At 40.9% G+C, this 25507-nt stretch carries 23 protein-coding genes and 1 pseudogene; 18 read left to right on the top strand and 6 right to left on the bottom strand.

Annotated features, from left to right (window positions below; translation table 11 throughout):
* The first annotated feature begins 515 nt into the window (after positions 1 to 515).
* Positions 516 to 2558: a heavy metal translocating P-type ATPase gene (locus tag QZR76_RS05180; protein WP_294141021.1), complete on the top strand. Its 2043-nt coding sequence runs from the start codon at positions 516 to 518 to the stop codon at positions 2556 to 2558.
* Positions 2559 to 2710: 152 nt separating this feature from the next.
* Here the strand turns inward: QZR76_RS05180 and QZR76_RS05175 are convergent, their stop codons facing one another.
* From QZR76_RS05175 to pgl (QZR76_RS05160), 4 genes are all read right to left on the bottom strand, one after another.
* Complete coding sequence (locus QZR76_RS05175) at positions 2711 to 5974, bottom strand: hypothetical protein (protein WP_294141019.1); 3264 nt, start codon at positions 5972 to 5974, stop codon at positions 2711 to 2713.
* A 144-nt stretch (positions 5975 to 6118) separates the two neighbouring features.
* On the bottom strand, positions 6119 to 6547 hold the full coding sequence (locus tag QZR76_RS05170; RefSeq protein ID WP_294141018.1) for a hypothetical protein: 429 nt from the start codon (positions 6545 to 6547) through the stop codon (positions 6119 to 6121).
* A 310-nt stretch (positions 6548 to 6857) separates the two neighbouring features.
* The gene (mscL, locus tag QZR76_RS05165) at positions 6858 to 7286 is read right to left on the bottom strand and encodes a large-conductance mechanosensitive channel protein MscL (protein ID WP_294141016.1); all 429 of its coding nucleotides are present in this window, start codon (positions 7284 to 7286) and stop codon (positions 6858 to 6860) included.
* Positions 7287 to 7481: 195 nt separating this feature from the next.
* Positions 7482 to 8177 carry a 6-phosphogluconolactonase gene (gene pgl, locus QZR76_RS05160; protein WP_294141014.1) on the bottom strand — a complete coding sequence of 232 codons (696 nt, stop codon included), beginning with the start codon at positions 8175 to 8177 and terminating at the stop codon, positions 7482 to 7484.
* 305 nt (positions 8178 to 8482) lie between these two features.
* Between pgl (QZR76_RS05160) and QZR76_RS05155 the strand changes: the two genes are divergently transcribed.
* The 16 genes and pseudogenes from QZR76_RS05155 to atpG all read left to right on the top strand — a co-directional run bounded on the left by QZR76_RS05155 (position 8483) and on the right by atpG (position 22376).
* The gene (locus QZR76_RS05155) at positions 8483 to 8875 is read left to right on the top strand and encodes a hypothetical protein (RefSeq protein ID WP_294141012.1); all 393 of its coding nucleotides are present in this window, start codon (positions 8483 to 8485) and stop codon (positions 8873 to 8875) included.
* Between the two features lie 390 nt (positions 8876 to 9265).
* Positions 9266 to 10066, top strand: a pseudogene (locus QZR76_RS05150) (MotA/TolQ/ExbB proton channel family protein); the annotation flags it as partial.
* 107 nt (positions 10067 to 10173) lie between these two features.
* Positions 10174 to 10779, top strand: coding sequence for a biopolymer transporter ExbD (locus tag QZR76_RS05145; RefSeq protein ID WP_294141010.1), 606 nt, complete (start codon positions 10174 to 10176; stop codon positions 10777 to 10779).
* Positions 10780 to 10800: 21 nt separating this feature from the next.
* Positions 10801 to 11472 (top strand): biopolymer transporter ExbD, encoded by a 672-nt coding sequence (locus QZR76_RS05140; RefSeq protein ID WP_294141008.1) that lies wholly within the window; start codon positions 10801 to 10803, stop codon positions 11470 to 11472.
* 3 nt (positions 11473 to 11475) lie between these two features.
* Entirely contained in the window at positions 11476 to 12300 is an 825-nt protein-coding gene (locus QZR76_RS05135; RefSeq protein WP_294141007.1) for an energy transducer TonB, read from the top strand.
* A 3-nt stretch (positions 12301 to 12303) separates the two neighbouring features.
* Entirely contained in the window at positions 12304 to 13248 is a 945-nt protein-coding gene (locus QZR76_RS05130; RefSeq protein ID WP_294141004.1) for a substrate-binding domain-containing protein, read from the top strand.
* A 27-nt stretch (positions 13249 to 13275) separates the two neighbouring features.
* On the top strand, positions 13276 to 14928 hold the full coding sequence (locus QZR76_RS05125; protein WP_294140998.1) for a tetratricopeptide repeat protein: 1653 nt from the start codon (positions 13276 to 13278) through the stop codon (positions 14926 to 14928).
* Between the two features lie 184 nt (positions 14929 to 15112).
* Complete coding sequence (locus tag QZR76_RS05120; protein ID WP_294140997.1) at positions 15113 to 15505, top strand: hypothetical protein; 393 nt, start codon at positions 15113 to 15115, stop codon at positions 15503 to 15505.
* 126 nt (positions 15506 to 15631) lie between these two features.
* On the top strand, positions 15632 to 17137 hold the full coding sequence (atpD, locus tag QZR76_RS05115; RefSeq protein ID WP_294140995.1) for a F0F1 ATP synthase subunit beta: 1506 nt from the start codon (positions 15632 to 15634) through the stop codon (positions 17135 to 17137).
* A 27-nt stretch (positions 17138 to 17164) separates the two neighbouring features.
* A complete protein-coding gene (gene atpC, locus QZR76_RS05110; RefSeq protein WP_294141208.1) occupies positions 17165 to 17401 on the top strand; it encodes an ATP synthase F1 subunit epsilon in 237 nt (78 codons plus the stop codon).
* Positions 17402 to 17405: 4 nt separating this feature from the next.
* A complete protein-coding gene (gene atpB / locus QZR76_RS05105) occupies positions 17406 to 18518 on the top strand; it encodes a F0F1 ATP synthase subunit A (protein ID WP_294140993.1) in 1113 nt (370 codons plus the stop codon).
* A gap of 81 nt (positions 18519 to 18599) precedes the next feature.
* The gene (atpE, locus tag QZR76_RS05100; RefSeq protein WP_041502119.1) at positions 18600 to 18854 is read left to right on the top strand and encodes an ATP synthase F0 subunit C; all 255 of its coding nucleotides are present in this window, start codon (positions 18600 to 18602) and stop codon (positions 18852 to 18854) included.
* 10 nt (positions 18855 to 18864) lie between these two features.
* Positions 18865 to 19362 carry a F0F1 ATP synthase subunit B gene (atpF, locus tag QZR76_RS05095; protein WP_294140991.1) on the top strand — a complete coding sequence of 166 codons (498 nt, stop codon included), beginning with the start codon at positions 18865 to 18867 and terminating at the stop codon, positions 19360 to 19362.
* 5 nt (positions 19363 to 19367) lie between these two features.
* The gene (locus QZR76_RS05090; RefSeq protein ID WP_294140990.1) at positions 19368 to 19904 is read left to right on the top strand and encodes a F0F1 ATP synthase subunit delta; all 537 of its coding nucleotides are present in this window, start codon (positions 19368 to 19370) and stop codon (positions 19902 to 19904) included.
* A gap of 25 nt (positions 19905 to 19929) precedes the next feature.
* Positions 19930 to 21507 carry a F0F1 ATP synthase subunit alpha gene (atpA, locus tag QZR76_RS05085; protein WP_294140988.1) on the top strand — a complete coding sequence of 526 codons (1578 nt, stop codon included), beginning with the start codon at positions 19930 to 19932 and terminating at the stop codon, positions 21505 to 21507.
* Between the two features lie 5 nt (positions 21508 to 21512).
* On the top strand, positions 21513 to 22376 hold the full coding sequence (gene atpG / locus QZR76_RS05080) for an ATP synthase F1 subunit gamma (RefSeq protein ID WP_294140986.1): 864 nt from the start codon (positions 21513 to 21515) through the stop codon (positions 22374 to 22376).
* Here atpG and pgl (QZR76_RS05075) read toward each other — a convergent pair.
* Both pgl (QZR76_RS05075) and QZR76_RS05070 read right to left on the bottom strand, forming a co-directional pair.
* Complete coding sequence (gene pgl, locus QZR76_RS05075) at positions 22344 to 23144, bottom strand: 6-phosphogluconolactonase (protein ID WP_294140983.1); 801 nt, start codon at positions 23142 to 23144, stop codon at positions 22344 to 22346. The genes atpG and pgl (QZR76_RS05075) overlap by 33 nt on opposite strands.
* A gap of 70 nt (positions 23145 to 23214) precedes the next feature.
* Positions 23215 to 24375: a DUF6051 family protein gene (locus tag QZR76_RS05070; protein WP_294140981.1), complete on the bottom strand. Its 1161-nt coding sequence runs from the start codon at positions 24373 to 24375 to the stop codon at positions 23215 to 23217.
* Between the two features lie 171 nt (positions 24376 to 24546).
* On the opposite strand from QZR76_RS05070, the gene QZR76_RS05065 reads away from it, so the two are divergent.
* The gene (locus QZR76_RS05065) at positions 24547 to 25395 is read left to right on the top strand and encodes a LytTR family DNA-binding domain-containing protein (protein WP_294140979.1); all 849 of its coding nucleotides are present in this window, start codon (positions 24547 to 24549) and stop codon (positions 25393 to 25395) included.
* Positions 25396 to 25507 lie beyond the last annotated feature (112 nt).

The following is a 25507-nucleotide window of genomic DNA, read 5'->3' as shown; positions in this document are numbered from 1 at the left end:
CCTGATGATTCACAGTATTGCAGGTTATGACAAAACCAGGGATAGCCGTAATTACAATAACAAATATTATTGTCCTTAAAGGAAAATACTGTGAATGATAAAGATGATATAAAAACCTCTCCGAGTAGTCCTACTCGAACAAAAGAACTATTAGCCTGTGGTTTATGAGGCTAATATTAAACCAGTATAAGTCTAAGAATTGTTCTCAAAATGTGACTATTTAGAATTGCGGAGCAAAGATAAGTGATTTTGCTTCATATTTAGAATTTTGGCGATCTAAAAAAATCATTCGTTTTAAAACCATTCCTCTTTTACTTTTATAGCTTGTTAAGTAGTTGTTGTATAGTAAAGTATATGATTTTTATATTCTTGAAAAATGTCACAAGGTCTGTTGTTTCGATGGCTCCGGAAGTGTAGCTCGAACGTTAAGTAGATTGATATTTGTGATATTATAAAAAAAATGACACTTATTGAAAGTTTTTCTCGTATATTTGCCATTGTTAAGCTGAATGAAAATGGAACGGAATCATACGATGAAAGAAGATATGAAAATGGATACGAAAGGTCATATGGCAGGAAATAGTATGGGTGGTCATATGATGCATATGGGTAATTTGAAACAAAAATTTTGGGTTTCGCTTGTAATAACCGTACCGATTTTATTATTATCCCCGATGATGGGTATACGTGCTTCTTGGCAATTGTCGTTTCCGGGGTCGTCTTGGATCGTGCTCGTTTTGGCTTCTTTCCTGTTTTTTTATGGAGGTAAACCTTTTTTATCCGGGGCAAAAATGGAGTTACAAATGAAAAGTCCGGCTATGATGACCTTGATTGCCATGGGAATCATCGTGTCTTATGTCTATAGTGTATATGCTTTTATTGCAAATGATATATTGCATACTATTGATCATAAGATGGAGTTTTTCTGGGAATTAGCCACGTTAATCGTGATTATGTTACTGGGACATTGGGTTGAGATGAGGGCGGTCGGACGTGCCGGGAATGCTTTACAAAAAATGGCGGAATTACTTCCGGGGAGTGTACATCTTGTACAGCAAGATGGAAGTACGAGGGAGGTTCCTCTTCAAGAGGTGAAAATAGGACAGCAGGTGATGGTGAAATTGAACGAACGGATCCCGACGGACGGAAAAATCGTCTCGGGAGAAACAACAGTAAATGAATCCATGGTTACGGGAGAATCCCGGGGAGTGAAAAAGGGAGTCGGAGCTTCTGTGATAGGAGGCTCCTTGAACGGTAACGGGACGATTGTGATAGAGGTTACGGGTACCGGGGAATCCGGTTACCTTGCCCAAGTGATGGAGTTGGTAAGTAATGCCCAGATGGAAAAGTCCAGGGTCGAATCCGTATCCGATAAAGTGGCAAAAGCTCTTTTTTACGTGGCGTTGTGCGTGGGAATAATTGCTTTTATTCTTTGGTTGGCCATCGATCAGAATTTAAATACGGCATTGACTCGTATGGTAACTGTATTTATTATTGCTTGTCCTCACGCGTTAGGATTGGCTATACCTTTGGTGGTAGCTCGTTCTACCTCTTTAGGTGCGACTCGTGGACTTCTGATTCGGAATAGAAATGCTCTCGAAAAAGCCAAAAAAATAAATGTGGTCACTATGGATAAAACGGGAACCTTGACGGAAGGAAATTTTCGAATAACCGAAATAAAGAGTCTTTCCGGTAAATGGAATGACAAGCAGGTTATAAGTATGATGGCCGCCTTAGAAGTTCATTCGGATCATCCTTTGGCTCAGCAAATTGTAGGGGAAGCCCACAGAAGAAATATTACTATATCCGATGCCGAACATGTTACTCTTATGGAGGGAACCGGGTTGACAGGGGAGATCGACGGTAATCCCGTGAAACTTGTTGCCGTTACTTACTTAAATACAAATCGTATCCCGTATGATTCCGACGAGTTTGATCGATTGGCCCGTCAAGGAAATTCGATCAGTTATCTTTTGTGGAAAGAAGAAGTGATCGGTTTGGTTGCCCAGGGCGACCGGATAAAACCGGAAGCCCGTGAAACGATAGAAGCTTTGCGGCAAAAAAATATCCTTTCTGTTATGTTGACGGGTGATAATCCGGCATCGGCCATGATGATTGCCGAATCATTGGGTATAGATAATGTACGTGCTTCTTTACTTCCCGGGGATAAGGAAAAGATAATCGAAGAGTATCAGCAAAAAGGGGAAAAGGTGATGATGGTCGGCGATGGAGTAAACGATGCGCCCGCGTTAGTCCGTGCGGATATCGGTGTTGCTATTGGTGCAGGTACGGATGTCGCTATCGATTCGGCCGATGTGGTTTTAGTACAAAGTAATCCTTACGACATCATCCATTTTTTGTCATTGGCAAAAAGAACCTCTTCCAAAATGGTACAGAATTTATGGTGGGCTGCAGGATACAATATCATTGCCATTCCTTTAGCTGCAGGAATCCTTGCTCCGGTCGGCATCGTTTTAAGCCCTGCGTTGGGGGCGGTCCTGATGTCATTCAGTACGGTTATAGTTGCCGTGAATGCGTTGTTATTGAAAATAAAATAATTGATTATTGATTTATTGATTTTGCGAGATGAACCGTCCCGTCAAGTTATTTTTTGTACCCCGGGGACGGTTCTTGAGGTATAAAAATAACACCCAAGAACCGTCCCCGGGTATCATTATAGGAGTTAAATTAATCTTTTGTCAACTTGAATTTATTCTTTTATTTTCACCCACTTCACGGCATCGGCCACAAGTCCTTGGCGGAAGTCTTTATTTAAGGTCTTATCGCTTAGGGTTACCCGGGCGTTTTTCGAAAAATCGAACGTTCCTAAGGATATCCAGCTCCCTTCTTTCTCTTTGCTCAAAGAGACGATAACTTCCTGCTCTTTTTTACCGTCGAAAACGGTATAGGAACGTAATATCTTTAGATTTTCGGGTACACCCATGGTAAAAGAATCTGAGTCACCGAATTCCGTGTAGTAAAAGAATACCTCGTATTTTCCCTCTCGCGGTAAGGTGACGTTCCACTCCACTTTTTGCTTACCAGAACCGGCTATTTTATAATATGCACTTTTCACGGGGAAGCCATAAAAATGGTTTTGAATAGTAAGAAACCAGGTATCTTCCGTGAAAAATTCATGATATTTTTCCCGTTTTTTTTCTTTTCGGAATAAAGAGGTGATAAAACTCTCCGGTTTTACCACCTTGAACCCGGGATCTTCGTTATCCACGATAATTTCATTCTCTTTCTTGTCCGCAGGGAACATGGATGCGTCTAATTTAAGGACCCCGGTAGTCGTGTCCACGTTGGCGTTTCCCGGGTCTTCTGTTTTGAAACGTACAATAGCGGGAATATTTTGAGCCAAAGGTGTTTGCAGGATATTTCCATAATATTGCTGTCCCCGAACCCGTATTTCCCTTCCCTCGTGCGGTGGGATAATCCACCCTTTGTGTTCTCCCGTTTTGATTAGTCCGGGCGCATCACTCCGGTTAAATACCTTGAAGCTATACAAACTATAGGGTGTGTCTGTTTCCGTGATCTTCATGACCCGTACATCCCGCACATCGAGCAGGGGCAATCGATTAGCGTTGTAGCAATTCTCCACGAGGGAATCTAACCGGAATCCGAACGTATCGTTAAACTGCCGGAAAAACTCACCCGAGGTGGTTTCCTGAAAAAGGTTATTCTTGGCAAAGTCCAAATAAAATTCTTGAAATTGTTCTTCTTTCACCTGTAACATGATGTATGCCCATAGTTCTTCACTTTTTTTACGGATAATACTTCCTAACCTGCCCGAGGATAATTTTTTATCGTGTAGGGCATCTTTTAAACTCTTGCCGTTCAGGTACTCGGCAGCGAGGTAATCGTCCATCGGGGATGAATTATTGTCTTTGAAATCTCCACGTGCCACGTTGGTTAAAATATCATGAATGATCGGGTATTTCCGGGAGGAAATAAACATTGTTTTTCCGCTGAACATAGGCTTCACGTCATAACTGCCGTTCTGTTTGATAAATTCAATATCCAGGTTTAACCAGAAAATTGCTATATCTCTATCTGTCATTTCTTTAGTAGGTTCGAAAGAATAAATTTCTAACGAATATTTTTTTTCCGGTATAAACACTATTCCTCCCTGTACACGCTCTCCGGTCAATCGCATTATCCCGGGAAAGCAATGAAAGTTACAAGGTACCTCCACGAGCGAGAACCAGCGGTAGGGGTATTTTTGTGTCGGGTCATAGTTATTCTTTTGCCCCAAGTAAGATCTTTTTTTAGATTCGGCAGTTCGTATACATTCGCTTTCAAAAGTTACCTCCTTGATGCCTTTTAATTTCTCTCTTAAGTCTTCTACCGGAAAATCGTCGTGTTTCTTTAGAAGATACTCGTGGCTGGGTAGGTAATAAAGTGTCATACGGGTTGAATCTACCGTGATTTCCCGTTTCTTGTAGTTCCCGATACACAAGCTGATACCCGGCATGTCATGGTCGAGGGTGAACGTGGTTTCTCCTTTCTTTTCCTTTATGGTACTTCCTTGCGAGATAGCTGTCAACCGGGGATCGTGTTCCACCCGTAACGAGTAGCGGGAGAAATTGACGTTCCTGATCCCGGTTTCCCCGTACGGTGGCACGCACACCGGGTACCAGATACACTCCGGTGTAAGCAGCTTGTACCCCTTCCCGCAAAAAGCGGGCGTGTAACCGAAGCGGTATATATCGATATTATTTATCGCCGGGGAATGGTATTTTTCCGAGTCCGTATCTAAAAAGCAGATATCGTTCTCGATGTTTCCCTCGTAATCGATAGCTACCTCGACCTTTTCCCCGGGTTTTAATTTTTTCTCCGAGACAATAGCTTGCTGTTCCCTTTTGAAAGAGGCCATTTTCCCGTCTATCTCGAGGGAGTTGACTTTGAGTCCCGGGTTGAGATAGATGACGAGAGGTATTGCTTTCACGTTTCTGTTCTCGATTTCCATCCTGCTGTTTACCGCGATATTGCCGTTTTTTTTCTCTTTCACGTGCAAGTCGTTTCGAACGATTCTTGCGGCCGGGAGTTTCCCGTGTTCCTCGTACACTCGCTTGTAGGCTTCCCTTTGATTGTCAATTGCCCCGTGACGGGAAGCGAACACGATCGCCAGTCCGCATGCCAGTATAAACATAGCGAAGGCAACGTTCAGGCTTTTTTTGGAGGTTTTCCGGTAATTGGGAATTCTGGGGTATGGAATAATCGACAAGGCGAGGAACCCGATACCCGTTAGCAGGATAAAACTTCTTTGCAACAGGTAGTTTCCCAAGTTCACGTGTCCCGTGAAATCGGAAAACATATTGGGGATATAACTGGCGCACGGGTCGAGTAAACCGTTAAACCAATCGGCACCATAATAACCGATGGTACCAAGCAAGAGGATTAAAATCATCAAATTTAGTCCTTGTTGACGAACGAACCGGATCACGAGGTAGGAGATACCGAGGAAGTAAACCAAGGCCGGTAGGTTAAGCGTGAGCCAGTAAAAGAGATAGAGAGCCAAGTCAAAAGAGCGGGGATAAAAAACGGCGTTTATCAGTATGGAAATGGCAAACACGATAAGGTTCACCACGGTAAAGAGAAGCCATTTCCCTAAAAAACTTCCGATCACGATATCGTCATTTTCGAGCGGGTGTGTGTGTAAGGTTTCTTTGGCTCTGAACCTGGTGGTTCTCGAGTCGTTAACGATAAAACCGATGACGAAGAACAATTGAACGATGTTAAAATAATAAGCCGTCTTGTAAGGGATGGAGGAGGGTAAGGCTTGTGATACCCAGACCATGGAGAACCGGAACAAATCTTCTATCGAGTTGATACCATTTTCAAACAGGGGAGTGAACTGGTAGACAACGAATCCCGTGATAGATAGAATTGTAAATATTCTGAAAAGAATATTCCTGCGGGAACATTTAAACTCGTACACGGCCTCGATAAAGATATTGTTCTTGTTCATGATGCTAACTTTATAATTTTTATAAATAGATAAGTTTTTAACTATGTGCTGAAAAGTAAGGAGAAATATAGTATACTTTAAAAAGATTGTCCTTATTTTTCCATTATAGAACAATTCTTTTAATAATGCTTTAGAAAATTAAGTTTAGCCTTGTATTGGACTTTTTTTGGCAACGGTCAATGTGCATATTGCTGATACGGAGCTTACTTTGTTTGTGGCTATTATTTTATATTCCCCTGCATGTTTTGCTTTTGTCTCACTAATGACAATGGTTACAATATTTTGATTTATGGTTATTGTATAATCTGAATTATCGATAATTGATACGTTATTGTGACGAATGTAAACTTTGATAGGTGTAGTTCCGGTAATTAGTGTCGTAATGGTCGTAACTCCGTCCTCTTCAATCGTAAGCTTTTCTGGGGGAGGAACTTGGAAAAACGGTGGTTTCGGTGTTTCAGTAGAAGAGAGAGTTTCCATAAAAACAAGACTACTGGCCGCTTTTACTTCCTCTTTATAACTCCCGCTAAGAGTTATAAATAACATCATAATAAGTAAAATTTTCTTTTTCATAGCTAATCATTTAGATTGTTAATTTATTTCTATAAATTAAAAACAAAATAATTATATATGCAAATATTTGCTGATATTTATTATAATAATGCTTGTTATGGTTTCCAATAAAACTTGTTGCTATTTTGATATTGTATTATTTATTGTCAATACAATCATCTGAATAGCATGTAGAAACGGGATGCGGTGCTTTCTGAAAAATATGTATTTTATGTAACCGGATGGAAGTGCGATGGATGTTTCTTTACAAAAAAAATACTGATCTTGCTTATAAAGATCAGTATTTTTTTGTAATAATGGCGATGAAAATTTATTTTATCTCTTTTTCTTTTAAAAGGTCCCGTATTTCTGTTAATAGCTGGACATCGGCAGGGGGAGCCGGTGGTGTGGCGGGGGGTTCTTCTTTCTTTTGAGATAGCTTGCTGATTACCTTTATAAGGATAAATATAGAAAAGGCAATGATTATAAAGTCTATGACTACTTGTATAAAATTGCCATAGGTTAAAGCAACTTCCGGGGAGACTATCTTCCCGTTATCGAGGACAGCTTGTTTTAAGACTATTTTTAGATGAGAGAAATTGATACCTCCCAATGCCAAGCCGATAGCTGGCATTAGAATATCACCGACTAACGAGGAAACTATTTTGCCAAAAGCTCCTCCGATAATGATACCGACAGCCATATCCACTACATTCCCACGCATGGCAAAAGCTTTGAATTCTTGTAATACTTTTTTCATTTCTTTTTGTTTTTAGATATTATCCATGTATATCGATTGTACGCTTTATTTTGTTTTGTTTAAAATGATTTATGATTATTGAAAAATAACATGAATTTACTATCAGTAAATGTTTCGTGTTGATTTATAAAACATTAACCGGGAAAATTATTTCCCGGTTAATACGATTATATTGAAACTTTCTTTGTGATGAAATTATAATAGTTGATCCGTGTATATATAAGCATTACGAGCTTTTGAAAGGATATAAAGAGCCGGAAAATTTCCTTCACCCTGGGCAATGTGCTCTATGATCTCCTTTTTTTCGGGGCCGAGAACGGGAACCAAAATATGTTTTCCCTGTAAAATAAGAGAACCCGTCATACCGATTCGTTTTTGCCCCGTGACGGGATGTTGAGATACCGCATAGCAACGACGATCTGTTAATAAATTGGATGACTCCGGAAAGATAGAAGCCGTATGCCCGTCCGTACCTACGCCGAGAATGATGCAGTTGAAACGGGGAAGATCGGAATAGCCGGGAAGTTCCCATTTAACCATTTCCGAGTAACGTTCCGCCTCGATATTGGGATCTTGTTCTCCCCAGATGCGGTGAATGTGGTCTATGGGAATTTCCAGAGGATGGAAAAGAAGTTGTTCGGCATGTTTGAAGTTACTTTCATCGTCATCCGGGGCGACACATCTCTCGTCTACCCAATAGAAACGGAGTATGTCCCAGGGAATACGTTCTTTGTATTCTTTTACCCATATTTTGAATAGCATTTGTGCCGTTTTACTGCCGGATAATGCAATGTGAAACGGATTTACCCGACTTTGTCCGATAATAAAGATGAGTTTTTCACTTAGCGAACGTAAGGCCTCTTCAGCTGTAGTTAAAGTTTCTATTTTCATGTTCAATACGATTTATTTACATGATTTGAATAATGCAAGTTATATTTTATTCGTGATTAAAACAAGGGTTGTTACATCTTACTTCATTAAAATGACCTGTTTTCGAATGAAATTCATGAATTGGCACGGAAAAACGGTTCGTTAACTTTTGGATTTGTTTATCGTATAAGAAAATTAAAATATGAGATAGATAAATAAAAGAATATGGATTAATGTGAATCCTTATCAAATTCATAAATTATTTATCAAAAACGTTTTTTTTGAAAATAATATTTCTTAATTTTGAGTGTAATTAATATGAAAAAATGAGAAAGATATTGTTTCAATATGTCTCGCTGTTCATGCTTCTCTTCCTGTTTGGCACGGAACTATTCGGTTTGGAGTCCGATAGTCGGGGAGTCGTGGGGAATGAAGTATGTGTAGAAGGGGAGAAGGATGATCCAACACTTTCGACGGCTGAAATAGACCGTAGTGGGGCCATAGAGCGATCTCTCGTTTTTTCCCAACAAGAAATTTCTTTTAATGGTAATCGGGAACACGTGTCCTTATTACATTATCGAAATATTCAACTTTCTTCTTTAAAAATAGATGTAGTTTTATCGGAGAAAACTCTTTCTCAAGAGAATTTTGATAAACTTCTTGTGCTTCGTCACCAGAAAGGTTTCTATGTCTATCATCTGCGTAAAATAATTGTTTAGCCTGCCTGTTTTTTGCTGTTCTGACCCATTGCGCCTGTGAATATCAGGTGTGAAAAGTGAAGAATGAATAGATTTGCGAGATTCATTCGGGAACAGGTATATCGTAACGTTGATATCGTGTCCGGGTATCAAGGTGTGTAACGTATGTTTATGGATAAATTGTAATCGGCCGTTCGTGTATGAGAAAGAAGGCGGAGAAGTTCCGGTTTCTATACTTCGCAAAGAGCAACTATTTTATGTTTTTGAATAAATAATTATATCATGGAAAAGAGAAAATTAAGCGGGGAATTGGTCCTGCAAAAGTTATATCCGTTTCTCGTAATGGGAGTTGTTTTCGGGTTAGTTTTTTTAGCGTTGTACTTGGCATTGTAATATTTAAAATTTGAAATCATGAAAAAGAGTGAAAATATAAATAAAGGAAAAAGAAACTTTGGAATATCTGCATTTCCGATTATTATTCTTTGTTTTGCTTTGGCATTGGTCGTTTATCATTTCGTGTTCGGTAATCCTGTAAACTTTATTAACAATGATCCGAATAACCATCCCTTACCGGGGAATTTATTAGGAACTATTTATAAAGGGGGTATCATTGTTCCCGTGATCCAAACTCTTTTATTTACCGTATTGACGCTAAGCGTGGAACGTTTTTTTGCTTTACGCAAGGCAAGAGGCAAAAAAGATTTGAAACAGTTCGTGGTGAAAGTAAAGAAATCCTTAGCGGATGGAGATCTGGAGGGTGTAAAAACTTTGTGTGACGAACAGAAGGGGGCTGTAGCCAATGTGATCCGGGCTTCCCTGGCAACTTATGCGGATGTGAAGTCGAACGAAAGAATGCTTAAGGAAGAGAAGCAATTGGCCGTGAGGAAAGATTTGGAAGAGGCGACGATGTTGGAATTACCTACTATGGAACAGAATCTACCCGTCATTGCGACGATAACCACGTTGGGAACCTTGATGGGATTGCTGGGAACTGTTATCGGAATGATAAAGTCGTTTGCGGCTTTGTCGTCTGCCGGGGGGACGGATTCTATCGCTCTTTCGATGGGTATTTCCGAAGCTTTGGTAAACACGGCCTTTGGAATTGCGACGGGAGCTTGTGCGGTTATCGCCTATAACTTTTACACGAGTAAAATAGATGGTATTACGCATAGTATCGATGAAATCGGGGCTTATATCGTGCAAACTTTTGCCGTTCGAAAGCCGGAAGCGGACATTCGGGAGGAGACAGAAAATCAGGTTGCCCCGACAACCGATCCGCTTTTGGCATGATTTGAATGAGAAACCATTAAAATGAACGAGTGATGAGTCAGAAAATGAAAAAGAAATCAACACGTATCGATATGACGGCCATGAGTGACGTGACGGTCTTATTGTTGACCTTCTTTATGCTGACATCCACTTTTATCCAGAAAGAGCCTGTGAAGGTCAGTCCTCCGCAGTCCGTATCGGAAATAAAGATACCGGAAAATAATATCGTATCCATATTGATCGAATCGAATGGAAAGGTATTTATGGGCTTGGATAAACCTCAGGATCGGATGGAAGTTTTAAAGAGAATGGGAGAAAATTATAATATCGCTTTTACGGATCAGGAGTTGAAAAAATTTAGTTTGAATAATTCTTTTGGAGTACCTATTCAAGGCATGAAACAATTTCTTGCACTATCTCCGGAAGAACAGGATAAGCTGATCATGAATTACGGAATACCGTGTGATAGTACGGATAATCAATTTAAGACCTGGATGCAATGTGCACGGGAAGTAAATAAAGAGTTAGTCATTGCGATTAAGGCAGATCAAAATACTCCTTATCCTTTGATTAAAGATATCATGAATACCCTTCAGTATTTAAGAGAGAATCGGTATAATCTGATTACCAATTTAAAGAACGCACCTGAAGTCTGATCGATTTTAAAATAAAAAATTATGGCAGAGATTCAACAAAAAGAGGAGGGTGGCAGAAGAAAGGGTAAACAGAAAAAGTTCGACATTCATGTGGATTTTACTCCCATGGTGGATATGAATATGTTATTGATTACTTTTTTCATGCTATGTACCTCTATGAGTAAACCTCAGACAATGGAAATTAGTATGCCTCGGAAAGATTTATTAAATGAACAGGAGCAAAATAAAGTGAAAGCTTCTAAGGCGATAACGATTTTATTAGGAAAAGAGGGTAAGGTATATTATTACGTGGGGGAGCCGAATTATGATGATCCGGATTTATTGAAAGAGACTGATTTTTCCTCCAACGGATTGCGTGCTCTATTGTTGGGACGTAATCAGTTTGTGGTTCAAAAGATTCGTGAACTAAAACGGAAAAAAGCCAACCTGGAGATCACGAATGAAGAGTATATGAAACAGTCGTCAGAGATTCGGAAAGATAAAGATTCTCCCGTGGTATTGATTAAAGCAACAGATTTTGCCAATTATAAAAATCTGATAGATGCTTTGGACGAGATGCAAATTTGTAATATAGGGCGTTATGCCATTATGGATATTACTCCCGGTGATTTGCGTTTATTGCAGGATTTGACGCATGATGGATACGCGGAAGACCTGAAAGAAGTTGTTCGTTATGTGGAATTAAAGCAATAGGTTATGGCAAAAGATTTGGATGTAACCTGCGGAGAATGGTGTGATCTGATCTTCGAAGGAAAAAATAAGGAATACGGGGCTTACGTGCTTCGTAAGAGTTCTTCCAGACGCCATATCACGGCCTACCTGATTATTATCGGTTTGATCGTGATGCTTATGGTATTGCCTATTTTTATTCGTTTTTTTACTCCGGCGAAGGCCCAAGAAAAAATGGTTACGGTAACCGAGTTGTCGAATTTAAAGATGGAGTTACCGGAGGTAAAGGAAGAAAATAAGGTGGTTGCGGTAAATGTTCCGCCTCCTCCCACGTTGAAGAGTACGATAAAATTCACGGCTCCGGTAATCAAAAAAGATGAAGAGGTGAGAGATGAAGACGAGTTGAAAACTCAGGAAGAGGTAACTCAGGCAAAGGTGGCGATCTCTGTAGCGGACGTAAAGGGAAACGATGAGGAGTCCGGAAAGGATATTGCCGATCTGGAGGATCACAAGTTAGTTGTAAATGATGAAGATGCTGTTTTTCAGGTGGTCGAACAGAGTCCGACATTTCCCGGTGGGATGAAAGCGTTGTTGAAGTGGCTCAGTAAAGAGGTACATTACCCGGCAATAGCAGAAGAGATGGGGATTTCCGGTAAAGTAATCGTACAATTCGTGATCGGAAAGGACGGGAGTGTCAGGGATGTCGAAGTGTTGCGTTCCGTGGATACGGATTTGGATAAAGAGGCCGTACGGGTAGTGAAGAAAATGCCGAAATGGATTCCCGGAAAGCAACAGGGAGTTCCTGTTTCCGTACGTTTTACTTTACCGATCACGTTTAAAATTCAACGGTGATTTATGAAAAAACGAAGTAACTATATTGGGTTGGGTTTCGTCTTACTGCTGATGGTTGCCTGTAAAGGCAATTCATCGGCGGTACAGGAAACTTTGTTTAGCGGCGTAATTCCCATAGCTGTCGATCAAACTCTTTCTCCGATTGCGGATGAGGAGATCGCTGTATTCGAATCGCGATACGAGTACGCGGGAATACTTCCTGTATATACGAATGAAGTGGAGGCAATCAATCTTTTATTAAAGGATAGCGTGCGTTTCGTTATCGCTACCCGTCCTTTATCGGAGGAGGAAACGGAATCGTTTCATAGTCGTAAATTTTTTCCGCAATCGATTAAAATTGCCACGGACGGAATTGCTTTGATCGTACACAAGCATAATGCCGATTCGATTGTCAATCTGGATATGTTGCAAAAGATTTTTTCGGGAAAAATTACGGATTGGAGAGAACTCTCTTCTCGCTCCGCGTTGGGAAAGATTCAGGTCGTTTTTGACCATCCGAACTCCAGTACGGTTCGTTACGTGATCGATTCCATATGTCGGGGAGATACGTTGTCCGATCGTTGTCGGGCAGCCGGGACTAATCGACAAGTTATTGATTATGTCGCTCGTACGCCGGGAGCTTTAGGGGTGATTGGGGTGAATTGGATTAGTGAAGAGCAGGATTCGCTTTGTAAAGATTTTAAAAAGGATATTCAGGTCATGCGTATTAGTCGCTCTCGAATGCCTTCGTATCAAAACAGTTATCAGCCCTATCAGTACTATCTTTATACCGGTCAGTATCCGTTGAGAAGAGACATCTATATTTTGTTGAATGATCCCAAGGGTGTTTTACCGACCGGATTAACCTCCTTCGTTACGGGTGCTCAGGGGCAGAGAATTATTTTAAAATCCGGATTATTGCCGGCTACGATGCCTGTGAATATTGTGGATGTAAGGGGTGAGTTATAAGATGAATGGATAATAAAATGTAAAGTCATGAACTCGATAAAATTAATAGGATGCATAAGTTTGTTGTTTGCCGGAGTATGGGTAAAGGCGGCGGGTAACAAGGAGGGTATTGATTTATATCAATCCGGAATGTATGATGTCTCTAAAATGTATTTTTTGAAAAATCTGGAGGTCGTTGCGCCGGAACAAAAAATGGAGGCATATTATTATTTGGGAGAAAATTATGTAGCATTGGGACAGCCCGATTCGGCACGAATTTATTATGAAAAGGGGATAGAGGTTCAGCCTGAATATCCCTATAATTATATAGGAATTGGAAAGTTAACATTAAAAAAGGATGCGAAAAAGGCGGAGGATATTTTTGAAGAAGCTCTTAAAATCAAAGGGTATAAAAAAAATGTCCGTTTACGGTTGGCATTGGCTCAGGCTTATTTTTATACCGGAGACCGAGAAAAAGCGATGGAGTATATACAACAGGCTAAGGAGTACGATAGTAAAAGCGGATTACCCTATTTACTGGAAGGAGATGTTTTAGCCAAAGAGGGCAATATCGGTGATGCTTGTGCAAAATATGATATGGCGCTTTACTTCTCTCCTGATTGTATAGGGGCTTATATGAAATTGGCACAGCTGTATATGGCGACCAATTCATCGTTTTCAATGGAAAGCCTGAATCGGGTGAAGGAGATGGCTCCGGATTTTTGCGGGACTTATTGTCTGCTTGGAGAGTTGTATGAAATGTCCGGAGCTTATAGTGATGCGGCAAAATATTATGCCGAATTCATTCGTTACGGTTATTACGATACGAGTCATTTGTTGCGTTATGCCGGAATCCTTTATTTTAATAAACAATACGAAGAGATGCTTCCGGTAATCAATTCGGTTTTAAAAGAGTTATCCGACAATAAAGTGGCTAAGAGATTGTATGCTTATTGTTTGTCGAAACTTGAGCCTGATGCTAATGGAATAAATGCTATCCGGCATTTTATAGAAACAACTCCCGAAAATGAATGCATAGCCCAAGATTTTTTGTGTTATGCGGAGCAATTGGTATTAGTCGAGCGTTATGATGATGCTTTGTCTTATTACGAAAAAGCGTTACTTAAGGATGAGACCAAAAGAGACCTTTACCGGGAGATGATGGATATAAGTATAAAAATGAAACAACCGGATCGGGCAATGCGCTATTACCAAAAATACACGGAAGAAACGGAAAATTCCGAACCCGGGGATGTATTACGATTGGGGAAATGTTTTTATAACGTGGCCTGTCGGGATTCCGTTACGGATTCACGAAATAGAGAATTGATGGTAGCCGATTCTTTATTCGGTGTCGTGAGTGTGGAAGTGCCGCAAAGTTATGTCGGCTATTTCTGGCGTGCCCGGGTGAATTCCATGTTGGATCCCGAGACGGAGAAAGGTTTGGCTCGTCCTTACTATGAAAAAGTAATTGAAATAGCCTTGGAACAACCGGAACGCAATAAAAAAGAGTTGATAGAGAGTTATAAGTATTTGGGATATTACTATTATTTGCAGGCAGATGCTATTACCGCTAAAAATAATGGTAATCCCTTGCCGGCTAAAGCGGAGTATGATACTGCAAAATCCTATTTCTCTAAGGTGATCGGGATCGATCCTGCAGATGAGATTGCCAGTCAGGCATTGAAACAGATCAAGTAGAATCCTGCCAGGAAAACGGAAGGTAATAAAGGTATCTTTTTCTCCTGATCTGAAAATTACCTCCGTTTTCCGATTCTGCTCTACTTAAAGATTGAGCTGTATCAGAGGATATTACTTTTTTTTTATTTGAAATATGTTGTAATAATTCAAAATTGGCATTATCTTTGATAACGTATGAGTGGTTATGCAAAGATTGGTTAGAATCATATTGATTTTAGTGGTGTCCCTGAGTGTCGGGGCAGAGCCTCTTCAGAAAGCTATTTATGAGGGAGAGGATGCAAATTCTATTGTTTCTGAGAATTATCAAATGAGTTTTTCTTTGCCTGTGACGGTTGATAAATTAATGAATGCTTACGATTGGATAGGAAGCTCGTTTGTTTTGATGCCTACGGTTGATTTGCCTGCAGAATCCGAACTTCAAAAAGGCAGATGGTTTGATTCCTCTGCAAGGAGTAACCGTCAAACGATGATCGCTTTATTGAAGTATACCGATAGTTACCGGAAAATAGAAGGGCATTTATTCGAGCGGCATATACAGGGATTTTATATCTATATGCTGAATAAAATAATTATTTAGTTCTGTTTGAGTCTATTAATAGAGGATGTTCCTGCCTTGTAGTGTTAACGGTATTAGAATAAAAACTTTTTAAGTTGAAATACGTTAACATATAGTTCTGATGTTTATAGAATTTAAATTGATGTTATGATACAGAAAATTGGGTATGTTACACAGGTAATCGGACCTGTTGTCGATGTTATCTTCGAGAATAAAGAAGGCGAATTACCACCGATTTATGAAGCGTTGGAAATTGAAAGAGATAATGGGCATAAGTTGATCGTAGAGGTTGAACAGCATGTCGGAGAAAATACCGTACGTTGTGTTGCCATGGATACGACGGATGGATTGTGCCGGGGAATGAAAGCTATTGATTTGGGCAGGACTTTAACGATGCCTGTAGGACAACAAATAAAAGGACGTTTGCTGAATGTCACGGGTGATGCCATTGATTACTTGGCTCCTTTAGACTATTCTGAAACACTTTCTATTCATAGAGAGGCTCCTAAATTTGAAGATTTATCGATTAAGGAGGAGTTTTTGTTTACGGGTATTAAGGTTATCGATCTGTTGGAGCCTTATGCCAAAGGAGGAAAGATCGGTTTATTCGGCGGAGCGGGCGTGGGAAAGACGGTATTGATCATGGAAATGATCAATAACATAGCGAAGGGACATAACGGATATTCTGTTTTTGCGGGAGTTGGAGAACGAACAAGGGAAGGAAACGATTTGTTGCGGGAGATGATCGCATCCGGAGTCATCAATTACGGTGAAAAATTTAAGAATGAGATGGAGGAGGGAAAATGGGATCTGGAGAGTGTGGATATGGAAAAAGTGAATCAATCTCAGGCGACTTTGGTTTTCGGACAAATGAACGAACCCCCTGGAGCTCGTTTAAGAGTGGCTCTCTCCGGTTTGACCGTGGCGGAAATGTTTAGGGATTCAAACGAGGGAGGTCATGAGATCTTATTCTTTATTGATAATATATTCCGTTTTACTCAGGCGGGGTCCGAGGTTTCGGCCTTGTTGGGACGGATGCCGTCTGCCGTGGGGTATCAGCCGACCTTGGCTTCAGAGATGGGAAAATTACAGGAGCGGATTACTTCCACAAAGAACGGATCGATTACTTCTATTCAGGCTATTTACGTTCCCGCGGATGATTTAACCGACCCCGCTCCGGCTACAACGTTTAATTTTTTGGATGCTACGACGGTATTGAGTCGTAAGATTACGGAGTTGGGTATTTATCCTGCTGTTGATCCGTTAGAATCCAGTTCTCGTATTTTGGATCCGAATATTGTCGGTGAAGAACATTATAATATAGCTCAACGGGTGATAGAGTTATTACAACATTACAATGAACTTCAAGATATTATTGCTATTTTAGGCGTGGATGAACTTTCGGATTCGGATAAAATTGTTGTCAATCGGGCGAGACGGGCACAAAGATTTCTTTCTCAGCCTTTTCATGTCGCAGAGCAATTTACGGGAATACCGGGAGTGATGGTACCTTTGGAGGAGACTATTCGTGGATTTAAGATGATCCTGGATGGTGATATGGATGAATATCCGGAACAGGCATTTATGAACGTGGGAACCATCGATGATGTGATAAAGAAAGGAAAAGAGATGATGGCGGCAGCGGAGAAATAGGAGGTTTGTTAAGTAGAAAAGGGGTGTATTATGAAATTGAAAATTATATCTCCGGAAAAAGTAATATACAAAGGTGACGTGGAGCGGGTCTCTTTACCGGGAAGTCTGGGACTTTTTACCGTTTTAAAAGATCATGCACCATTGGTTTCCTCGTTGGTTGAAGGAAAGGTCGTTTACCTGGGAACAGAAGGGGAGAAAGAGCTGATGATAGAGAGTGGAGTGGTGGAAGTACGAGATAACGAAGTGATTATTTGTATCGGTTAAGGTTATGAAAAAATGGATTACATATTTCGTGATGTTGTTTCTGTTTGCAGGAGGTATGAAGGTATTTGCTCGGGAAAATCCGGGAGTGCGAAACGATAGCCTGGAAACCGTATCGAGAGGTGTGGACGAGGAGATAGGGCAGGGAGAGAAGAAAGATGTTTTCCAGCCTAAAAAGGTTATTTTTGAGCATTTGGGAGATACATACGGCTGGGAAATTGCCAGTAACCTGAAGTTACCTTTGCCCGTCATTGTCAGAGATAATACGGGTAAATGGCATATATTCAGTTCGAAGCATCTGGAGAAGGGGAATAAACACGAAGGCTTTTATATCACCGGGGAAGGAAAATACGAAAATAAGGTGGTTGGTGAGGATGTTTTGGGTAATTTGTATCGGCCGTTAGATTTTTCTATCACGAGAAATGTGATGTCGATCCTTCTAACTGCTTTATTAACCTTGTGGATGGCTTTTGCTTTGGTTCGCTTTTATAAACGAAAAAAATGGAAGGCTCCACGCAAGGGATTGGGATTTATCGAGATGATTGTGGAGATGCTGTACCAGGAAGTTATTGTAGGAATATTGGGAGAGGAAGCCAAGCGTTATGCTTCTTATTTATTGACCGTATTTTTCTTTATTTTTATAGCAAACTTGGTGGGCATGATTGCTGTTTTTCCCGGGGGAGCCAATGTGACCGGAAATCTTTCTATCACCTTGGTACTGGCTTTATGTACTTTTGTTATCGTGAATGTTTCTGGAACGAAGAGGTATTGGAAAGATGTTTTTTGGCCGGATGTGCCGACGTGGTTGAAGTTTCCTCTTCCGATCATGCCTTTGATCGAAGTATTTGGGGTATTCACGAAACCGGCCGCCCTAATGATCCGGCTTTTTGCCAATATGTTGGGGGGACACTTGATTATTATTATTTTAATATCATTGATATTCCTGTTTGGAGCGATGGGAAGCCTTGTTGTGGGCACAACGACAGTTTTATCTGTCTTTTTTGCCGTATTTATGGATTTGATTCACGTGTTAATCGCTTTTATTCAGGCTTACGTATTTATGATGCTTTCCGCCTTATTTATCGGATTGGCCCGGGTAAAAAAGGATAGTGATGAATGATCGAATGAAACAATGAATTGAAACAATCAAAGGGTTGTGGAACAATAGATGAATAAAGAATTAATTTAAAATGAAAAGGTTATGTTAAGTATGATTTTATTAGAAGCAGTTGCCAGCGTTGGTTTGGCAAAGATCGGAGCAGCAATCGGAGCAGGCATTGCGGCAATCGGGGCCGGTATCGGAATTGGAAAAATCGGTTCTTCTGCCATGGATGCCATCGCTCGTCAACCGGAGTCAACCAATAAGATCAGAACCAATATGATTGTTATTGCCGCTTTGGTGGAAGGGGTTGCCCTTTTTGCGATTATTGTTTGTTTGTTGGCTTTATTTGTATAAACGTTAGGTTATGTCATTATTTACACCGGAATTCGGATTGGCGTTTTGGATGCTGGTTGTTTTTTTGATCCTGTTGGGTATTCTCGGAAAATTTGCCTGGCCGGTGATCATAAAAAACATGGAGGAACGGGCCGCTTTTATTGATAAAGGCGTGGAGTTCACCCGGGAAGCCCAAAAAGATAGGGAACAGGCGAAAGCCGATGCCCAAAAGTTGCTTGCCGAAGCGCACAAGCAGCAATTGGAGGTGTTACAGCAAACAGAACGACTGAAACGGGAAAAAATCGAAGAAGCTCGTCAAGAAGCGGATAAAGAGGCTCATCGGGTGATCGAGGCGGCAAAATTAGCCGTAGAACAATCGAAACGGGAAGCTGAATTACAAATGCGAAAGCAGGTGGGAATACTTTCTCTCCAGATAGCTGAAAAGTTGGTGCGAAGAGATTTGTCTACCGATAAGGCTCAGATGGAAATCATCGATAAGTTATTGAATGAGTTAGAGAATAAAGAGTAAAGAGTATGGATGAAGGATTGATTGCACGTAGATACGCGAAAGCACTATTCCGGTATGCACAAAGTCTGGGAGTAGAAGAGTTGGTCTATGATAAGATGAAATTATTTCAGGCAAACTATATCTCTCATCCGGATTTACAGAAGGCTTTGTTGAATCCGATGTTGTCGGCTGATGATAAAATACAACTTTTATCGACAGCGATCGGGATTGAGCCCGGACAAGCCTATTTGCGGGCCATTCGGTTGCTGATCAAAAATCATCGGGAGATGTATATGAGATCGATTTGCCTGGTGTACCAGAAACTTTATAGGGAGGCTTATGGTATAATACGGGTGAAGGTGATTACGGCAACCGATCTGAAGGAAGAAGGATTGGAGAGGATTAAGGCATTTGTGAAAAAAAGTACAGATAAAACAATAGAGTTCGTGCATAAAATAGATCCGGCTATTATCGGAGGATTTATTTTGGTGATCGGAACTCGTCAATTGGATGCTTCATTGCTCAGGGAATTGAAGGAGATTCGTCTGGGACTTTTGAAATAGAAAATTAATTTTTAAGTGAAAAGTTATGATTAAAGCAGATGAAATTTCAGATATATTAGAGATGCAGCTTAAGGAGGTGGATACCAAGATGGCTTTTGAAGAGGTGGGGACGGTAATGGAGGTCGGTGACGGTGTTGCTCACGTGTTTGGATTGGATAACGTGCGCTCCAATGAGTTGATCGAATTTGAAAACGGGGTGTTGGGAGTGGCAATGAATCTGGAAGAGGATAATGTCGGAGTCATACTGATGAATGCCGGGGATAAGGTAAAAGAAAATTTTACGGTAAAGCGTACCGGTAATATTGCCTCTATTAAGGTAGGAGAAGGGTTGTTAGGGCGTGTAGTGAATACGTTAGGAGAACCGATCGACGGAGCCGGTCCTATTCAGGGGGACTTGATCCAGTTACCTTTGGAACGGAAAGCCCCGGGTGTTATCTATCGGCAGCCGGTGAAAGAGCCTTTGCAAACCGGGATTAAAGCTGTTGACTCCATGGTGCCAATCGGTCGTGGACAACGGGAGTTGATTATCGGCGACAGACAAACGGGAAAGACAACGATAGCGATAGATACCATATTGAATCAGCGAAAGAATTTCGATGAAGGAGATCCTGTCTATTGTATTTACGTGGCGGTCGGACAAAAGGCTTCTTCTGTTGCCATGTTGGTAAATACGTTACGCGAGCGCGGAGCGTTGGAATATACTATTGTGTTAGCGGCAAATGCTTCGGATTCCGCGGCAATGCGTTATTACGCTCCTTTCGCGGGAGCAACTATCGGGGAGTTTTTCCGGGACAGCGGTCGTCACGCTCTTGTCGTGTATGACGATCTTTCCAAGCAGGCCGTGGCTTATCGTGAAATTTCGTTGATTTTGCGTCGTCCTTCCGGACGGGAAGCTTATCCGGGTGATATTTTTTACCTGCATTCCAGATTGTTGGAGAGAGCAGCACGGATTATTTCGAATGACGAGGTGGCCGCCTCAATGAATGATTTGCCGGAAGTATTGAAACCTTATATTAAAGGAGGAGGGTCTTTGACGGCTTTGCCTATTATTGAAACTCAGGCCGGTGATGTCTCTGCTTATATTCCTACAAATGTGATTTCAATAACGGATGGACAAATATTTCTGGAATCCAGTTTATTTAATGAAGGCGTACGACCTGCTATTAACGTGGGGGTTTCTGTTTCCCGTGTAGGAGGTAATGCACAGATAAAATCCATGAAAAAAATAGCGGGGACTTTGAAAATCGATCAGGCCCAATACCGGGAGTTGGAAGCTTTTGCTAAATTTGGCGGAGATATGGATTCGGTGACGGCCATGGTTATCGATAAGGGGCGTAAAAATGCACAACTACTGATACAACCTGCTTATTCTCCTATGCCTGTGGAGGAAGAAGTGGCTGTCATATATTGTGGTACACAAGCTTTATTGAAAGGTGTTCCCTTAAAGAATGTAGCTGAGTTTGAGAAATTCTTTTTGGAAATTTTGCGATCCAGGTACCGGAAAGAAGTATTGGATAAACTACGTGACGGTATTTTGGATGATTCTGTTTCTGTTTTGTTGAAAGAGGTTGCAGCAGATGTAGCTCAAAAATTTAAGGAATAAACAACATGGCAACGACACGAGAATTAAAAGGGAGGATTAATTCGGTACACTCTTCCCAAAAGATAACGGGGGCGATGAAGATGATCTCTTCGGCCAGGCTGAGAAAGGCAGAAAATGCCTTGTATAATACTCGCCCCTATCTGGAACAATTGCAACGTCTATTGGATCGTATCTCGGGTACGTGCGATTACGTTTCTCCGTGGAGTATTGAGCGATCCGTGGAAAAAGTTGCTGTTGTCGTTTTCGGGTCGGACGAGGGGCTTTGTGGCTCTTTTAACCTCATGTTATATAAAAAATTGCAGGAAGTATTATTGGATCGGGAGAAGGGAAAGAGGGTGGAGGTGTATCCTGTCGGAAAAAAAATTTTAACAGAAGTAAGACGTACGGCAGGAATCGAGATAAAAGAGATACCTGAATTGACAGTACGGAAAGAACATTCGAAAGAGATGTTATCCTTGGGCGATGAGTTGATGCATCGTTTTTTGGAAAAAGAGATTGATCGGGTAGACGTAATATACGCTCATTACAAGAGTATAGGTTCCCAGGAAATGACTTGTTTTCAGCTTTTACCCTGGAAAGGGAAAGAGCCTGAAAAGCTTTCAGTCACGGAGCAAAATAGAATATATATTTACGAACCGGATTGTGTTTCCATTTTGGATGCGGTTTACCCTCTAACGATTCGTTCCACTTTGTATCGGGCTCTTTTGGAGAACCAGACGTCCGAGCAAGCGGCTCGAATCCTTTCCATGCAAATGGCTAATGATAATGCAATTAAATTGTTGGGTAATTTGCAATTGGAATACAACAAGCTTCGACAACAGGGAATAACAACAGAATTATTGGATATTGCCGGAGGCGTCGTAGAGTGATTTCGGGGTATGTTCCGGGTAATCCGCATCAATTAGGGTTGATATCTGCCAGTCTTTGGTTAAGGAAAGGGCTGAGCGATCTAAAAAGAGTTCCAAACGAGCATCTTCCTGTAGGATAAATTTAGCCGCGTAATCATCGACTAAATTGGAATCGATTAGTATCTTCTTTACAATAGGGGCTTTATCTACTCCTGTGATATAAATGCTGATATCGCGGGCGTGAAGCGTGGGATTACCGGTTAAAGCTATTCGTTTCTGCCCGCTTTCCGGTTGAAAAGCTACGGCATAATTTTCCTGACAATGGAAAAGGGATTCCTCTCCCGGAAAGATAGCGGAAGTATGTCCGTCATTACCGACCCCGACTATAACCATATCAAAAACGGGTATACCCTCCTTGGATGGTAATTGATCCTTTACCAATCGCGAGTAGCGGCAGGCTTCTTCTTCCGGATCGGCTTCCCCGTGGATACGAAAGATTTGAGATACTGGTAGAGGGACATGGTCTAAAAGCAGCCGTTTCACCAATCCGTAATTACTCGCCGGATCTGTCGGAGGTACGCAGATTTCGTCTACCCAGTAAAGGCGGATACGTTCCCACTGAATATCTTTTTTATATTTTCCCGCTAAGGCTTTATAAAATGGAATGGGGGTATTACCGCCCGGTATGGCTAAATGGAAAGCTCCCTCTTTTTCTTTCATCTTTTCTATCAATTTCCGACATAACGCGTGGGCCGTTTTTCGAGATGAAGAATACACGTGTAATTTCATATTCCTATCAATTAGTTTACTCGTTGTACGTTTACGGTCTCATTTTGTTTATGGGAAGGATGAAGTAGCTTTAAAGAAAGGACGCTGCTTTGTTAAAGAGCCCCTTGAATGATTGATAAAGTAATTCGGGAGCAATGCGCGTATTCGAGGGGAACGGATTTTGATGATTGTAATCGTACGGGAAATCCCATTCTTCTAATATAGTGGTGGCGTTGGATACTCCCAAAGCCTCGATAACGCCGGAGGTCGGCATAACGATGTCATTCTTTAACGTGAGGATTTTGATCCGTTCTTTATTTTCTTTAAAGAAGGTTTCCCTGTATTCTTTTAAGGTTTCGGGAACAAGCATGGCCTTGAAAGCTTTTTCCAGAAAATCTTCTTTAAATACCGTGGGTAACATCCGGTGATGCTCGTTGTTTTCCAAAAAATTATGTAAGAAATAGTGACGCACGCGTCCATAGGCTTCCTGATCCATGATGTCCCTTGCATTTCCGTTCATTTGACTGAATATGGAGCCGCCACAAAACATGAATAAGCGACTGTTTTGAACCAAATGATCCGGATTTGCCAGGAATAAAATCTGAGCGAGTAATGCGCCTATCGAGTAAGCAAAAATATTTACGGAGGAATCTTCTTTAAAAAGTGGATGTTTTCCTTGTTTGATTTCTGACAGTAGTTGCCATAGATTGAAAATAGATTCCCTTCCTGAAGCATAAAACCGGATGGGGCTTTCGGACAATCGACAGCTCAGCGCCACGTTGACGAAGGTAGAATTAGACAGGTCGGAGATTTGTTGTTTACGCTTGGTTACCCAAGGGAGGATAGCTCTTGGGTTGTACCAGTTACTGGGAGTCCTGTTCATATGAAAGGCGATAGGAAAAAGGATAACGGCTTTTCCGGTGGCCAAGGATAAAAATTCTGCCCATGTCAGGTATTTTTCCCAACTCCGTTCGTTTAATCCGTGTAGTAACAGAATAGCCTGATCGGTCTTTTGTGTTCCTTTAGGAACGAAAACCACGTACGGGAAATTTTTATTTTCTTCGATACCGTTATCCGGTATAGGGCAAAATTCTGTGGTGGGGATGGACTCTTGAAAACAATTGATTTCGTTTTCCCCGGTACGTTGTATAAAACGGTAGGGACGAATTTCCAAAGGTCTGTCTTCGATAATTGCCTTCTTTTCGTAAGAAAAAATAGATTTCAATTGTTGGGTACGTAACGAAATTTTCATGACTTAGTGTGTTTTTGTTTACAAACAAAAGGTAGAAAGCTCAATTTTCCAAAAAAAAGGTTTAGCACCTCCCGGAAAGGGACAAAAATTGATATAATGGGGTGAAATTCGTTTATAGGTGGTGAAAATTCTGGGAAAAAATAACGTATCTTTGTTTGCAAACATGGAAAGATGGGATTGTTGAATCGTAAGATACCGGCTTATATGTACGAGAAAACGAATTTAGTTCGTTTAGTCCTGTTTACCGCCCTTTTTGCCCTTGTATTTATTAATATATATAAGCCTTTTAGCTCTTCCAGTTGGTATCCTGTTTCTGAGTTTAAATTTTTCGTTTTTTCCAGTCTGGTTATTCTAACCGGGGTTTTGGTGGTCGTCATCAGTCGTATCATAATGTATCATTACGTAAAATCTCATTTTATCTCATACGTTCAATACGGGCTTTGGATTTTAGGAGAAATATTCTTTATGGCTCTTTTTTACACGGTATACACGCTCTCGTTAAATGAAGGGAGAGAGGTGATGGATGTTTTTAAAGATTCCATGAAAAATACAAGTCTGGTATTGCTCCTCCCTTATGCTATTCTTATGCTCTATTTTTCCTGGCAGGAGAAAGAGCGGCAGTTAAGGAGACTGGAAGAGGAAAAGACGGATGCAGGCGGAAAAGCAACCGTTCTTTCGTTTTACGACGAGAAAGGGGAATTGCGTTTATCTGTAAAGCGGAGTAACCTATTATACATAGAGTCGGCGGATAACTATGTTTTTATCTGGTACTTGAACAAGGGGGTCGTGACCCGCTTTATGTTGCGTAATACGTTGAAAAATATGGAAGAACATTTTTTTAATACGACCATATTACGTTGTCATCGTTCCTATATGGTGAATTTCGAGCAAGTCAGGGTTATTCGACGGGGAAAAGACGGGATTTACCTGGAACTGGGAGTGGATAAGGTGCCGGATATTCCGATTTCAAAAACTTATAGCGAGAAAGTAACCCAATGGTTTATGAGTTATTCTTCCTGAATCTTTTAATTGCAAATTGTAGATTTTAGATTGTAAATTAAGAAAATCTGTATCCCGTTTATAAAAGTCAATCTCTGAATCACTAAATAAGAAAGCCCTGAAAGATTCGATT

Source organism: uncultured Sanguibacteroides sp., assembly GCF_900543425.1.
Lineage (GTDB): Bacteria > Bacteroidota > Bacteroidia > Bacteroidales > Marinifilaceae > Gabonibacter.
This window is presented reverse-complemented; position numbering and strand designations above follow the sequence as displayed.

Coding starts and splice junctions, on each gene's coding strand:
- QZR76_RS05180 (WP_294141021.1), top strand. CDS start 516: ATGGAACGGAATCATACGATGAAAGAAGATATGAAAATGGATACGAAA.
- QZR76_RS05175 (WP_294141019.1), bottom strand. CDS start 5,974: ATGAACAAGAACAATATCTTTATCGAGGCCGTGTACGAGTTTAAATGT.
- QZR76_RS05170 (WP_294141018.1), bottom strand. CDS start 6,547: ATGAAAAAGAAAATTTTACTTATTATGATGTTATTTATAACTCTTAGC.
- mscL (WP_294141016.1), bottom strand. CDS start 7,286: ATGAAAAAAGTATTACAAGAATTCAAAGCTTTTGCCATGCGTGGGAAT.
- pgl (WP_294141014.1), bottom strand. CDS start 8,177: ATGAAAATAGAAACTTTAACTACAGCTGAAGAGGCCTTACGTTCGCTA.
- QZR76_RS05155 (WP_294141012.1), top strand. CDS start 8,483: ATGAGAAAGATATTGTTTCAATATGTCTCGCTGTTCATGCTTCTCTTC.
- QZR76_RS05140 (WP_294141008.1), top strand. CDS start 10,801: ATGGCAGAGATTCAACAAAAAGAGGAGGGTGGCAGAAGAAAGGGTAAA.
- QZR76_RS05135 (WP_294141007.1), top strand. CDS start 11,476: ATGGCAAAAGATTTGGATGTAACCTGCGGAGAATGGTGTGATCTGATC.
- QZR76_RS05130 (WP_294141004.1), top strand. CDS start 12,304: ATGAAAAAACGAAGTAACTATATTGGGTTGGGTTTCGTCTTACTGCTG.
- QZR76_RS05125 (WP_294140998.1), top strand. CDS start 13,276: ATGAACTCGATAAAATTAATAGGATGCATAAGTTTGTTGTTTGCCGGA.
- QZR76_RS05120 (WP_294140997.1), top strand. CDS start 15,113: ATGCAAAGATTGGTTAGAATCATATTGATTTTAGTGGTGTCCCTGAGT.
- atpD (WP_294140995.1), top strand. CDS start 15,632: ATGATACAGAAAATTGGGTATGTTACACAGGTAATCGGACCTGTTGTC.
- atpB (WP_294140993.1), top strand. CDS start 17,406: ATGAAAAAATGGATTACATATTTCGTGATGTTGTTTCTGTTTGCAGGA.
- atpE (WP_041502119.1), top strand. CDS start 18,600: ATGTTAAGTATGATTTTATTAGAAGCAGTTGCCAGCGTTGGTTTGGCA.
- atpF (WP_294140991.1), top strand. CDS start 18,865: ATGTCATTATTTACACCGGAATTCGGATTGGCGTTTTGGATGCTGGTT.
- QZR76_RS05090 (WP_294140990.1), top strand. CDS start 19,368: ATGGATGAAGGATTGATTGCACGTAGATACGCGAAAGCACTATTCCGG.
- atpA (WP_294140988.1), top strand. CDS start 19,930: ATGATTAAAGCAGATGAAATTTCAGATATATTAGAGATGCAGCTTAAG.
- atpG (WP_294140986.1), top strand. CDS start 21,513: ATGGCAACGACACGAGAATTAAAAGGGAGGATTAATTCGGTACACTCT.
- pgl (WP_294140983.1), bottom strand. CDS start 23,144: ATGAAATTACACGTGTATTCTTCATCTCGAAAAACGGCCCACGCGTTA.
- QZR76_RS05070 (WP_294140981.1), bottom strand. CDS start 24,375: ATGAAAATTTCGTTACGTACCCAACAATTGAAATCTATTTTTTCTTAC.
- QZR76_RS05065 (WP_294140979.1), top strand. CDS start 24,547: ATGGGATTGTTGAATCGTAAGATACCGGCTTATATGTACGAGAAAACG.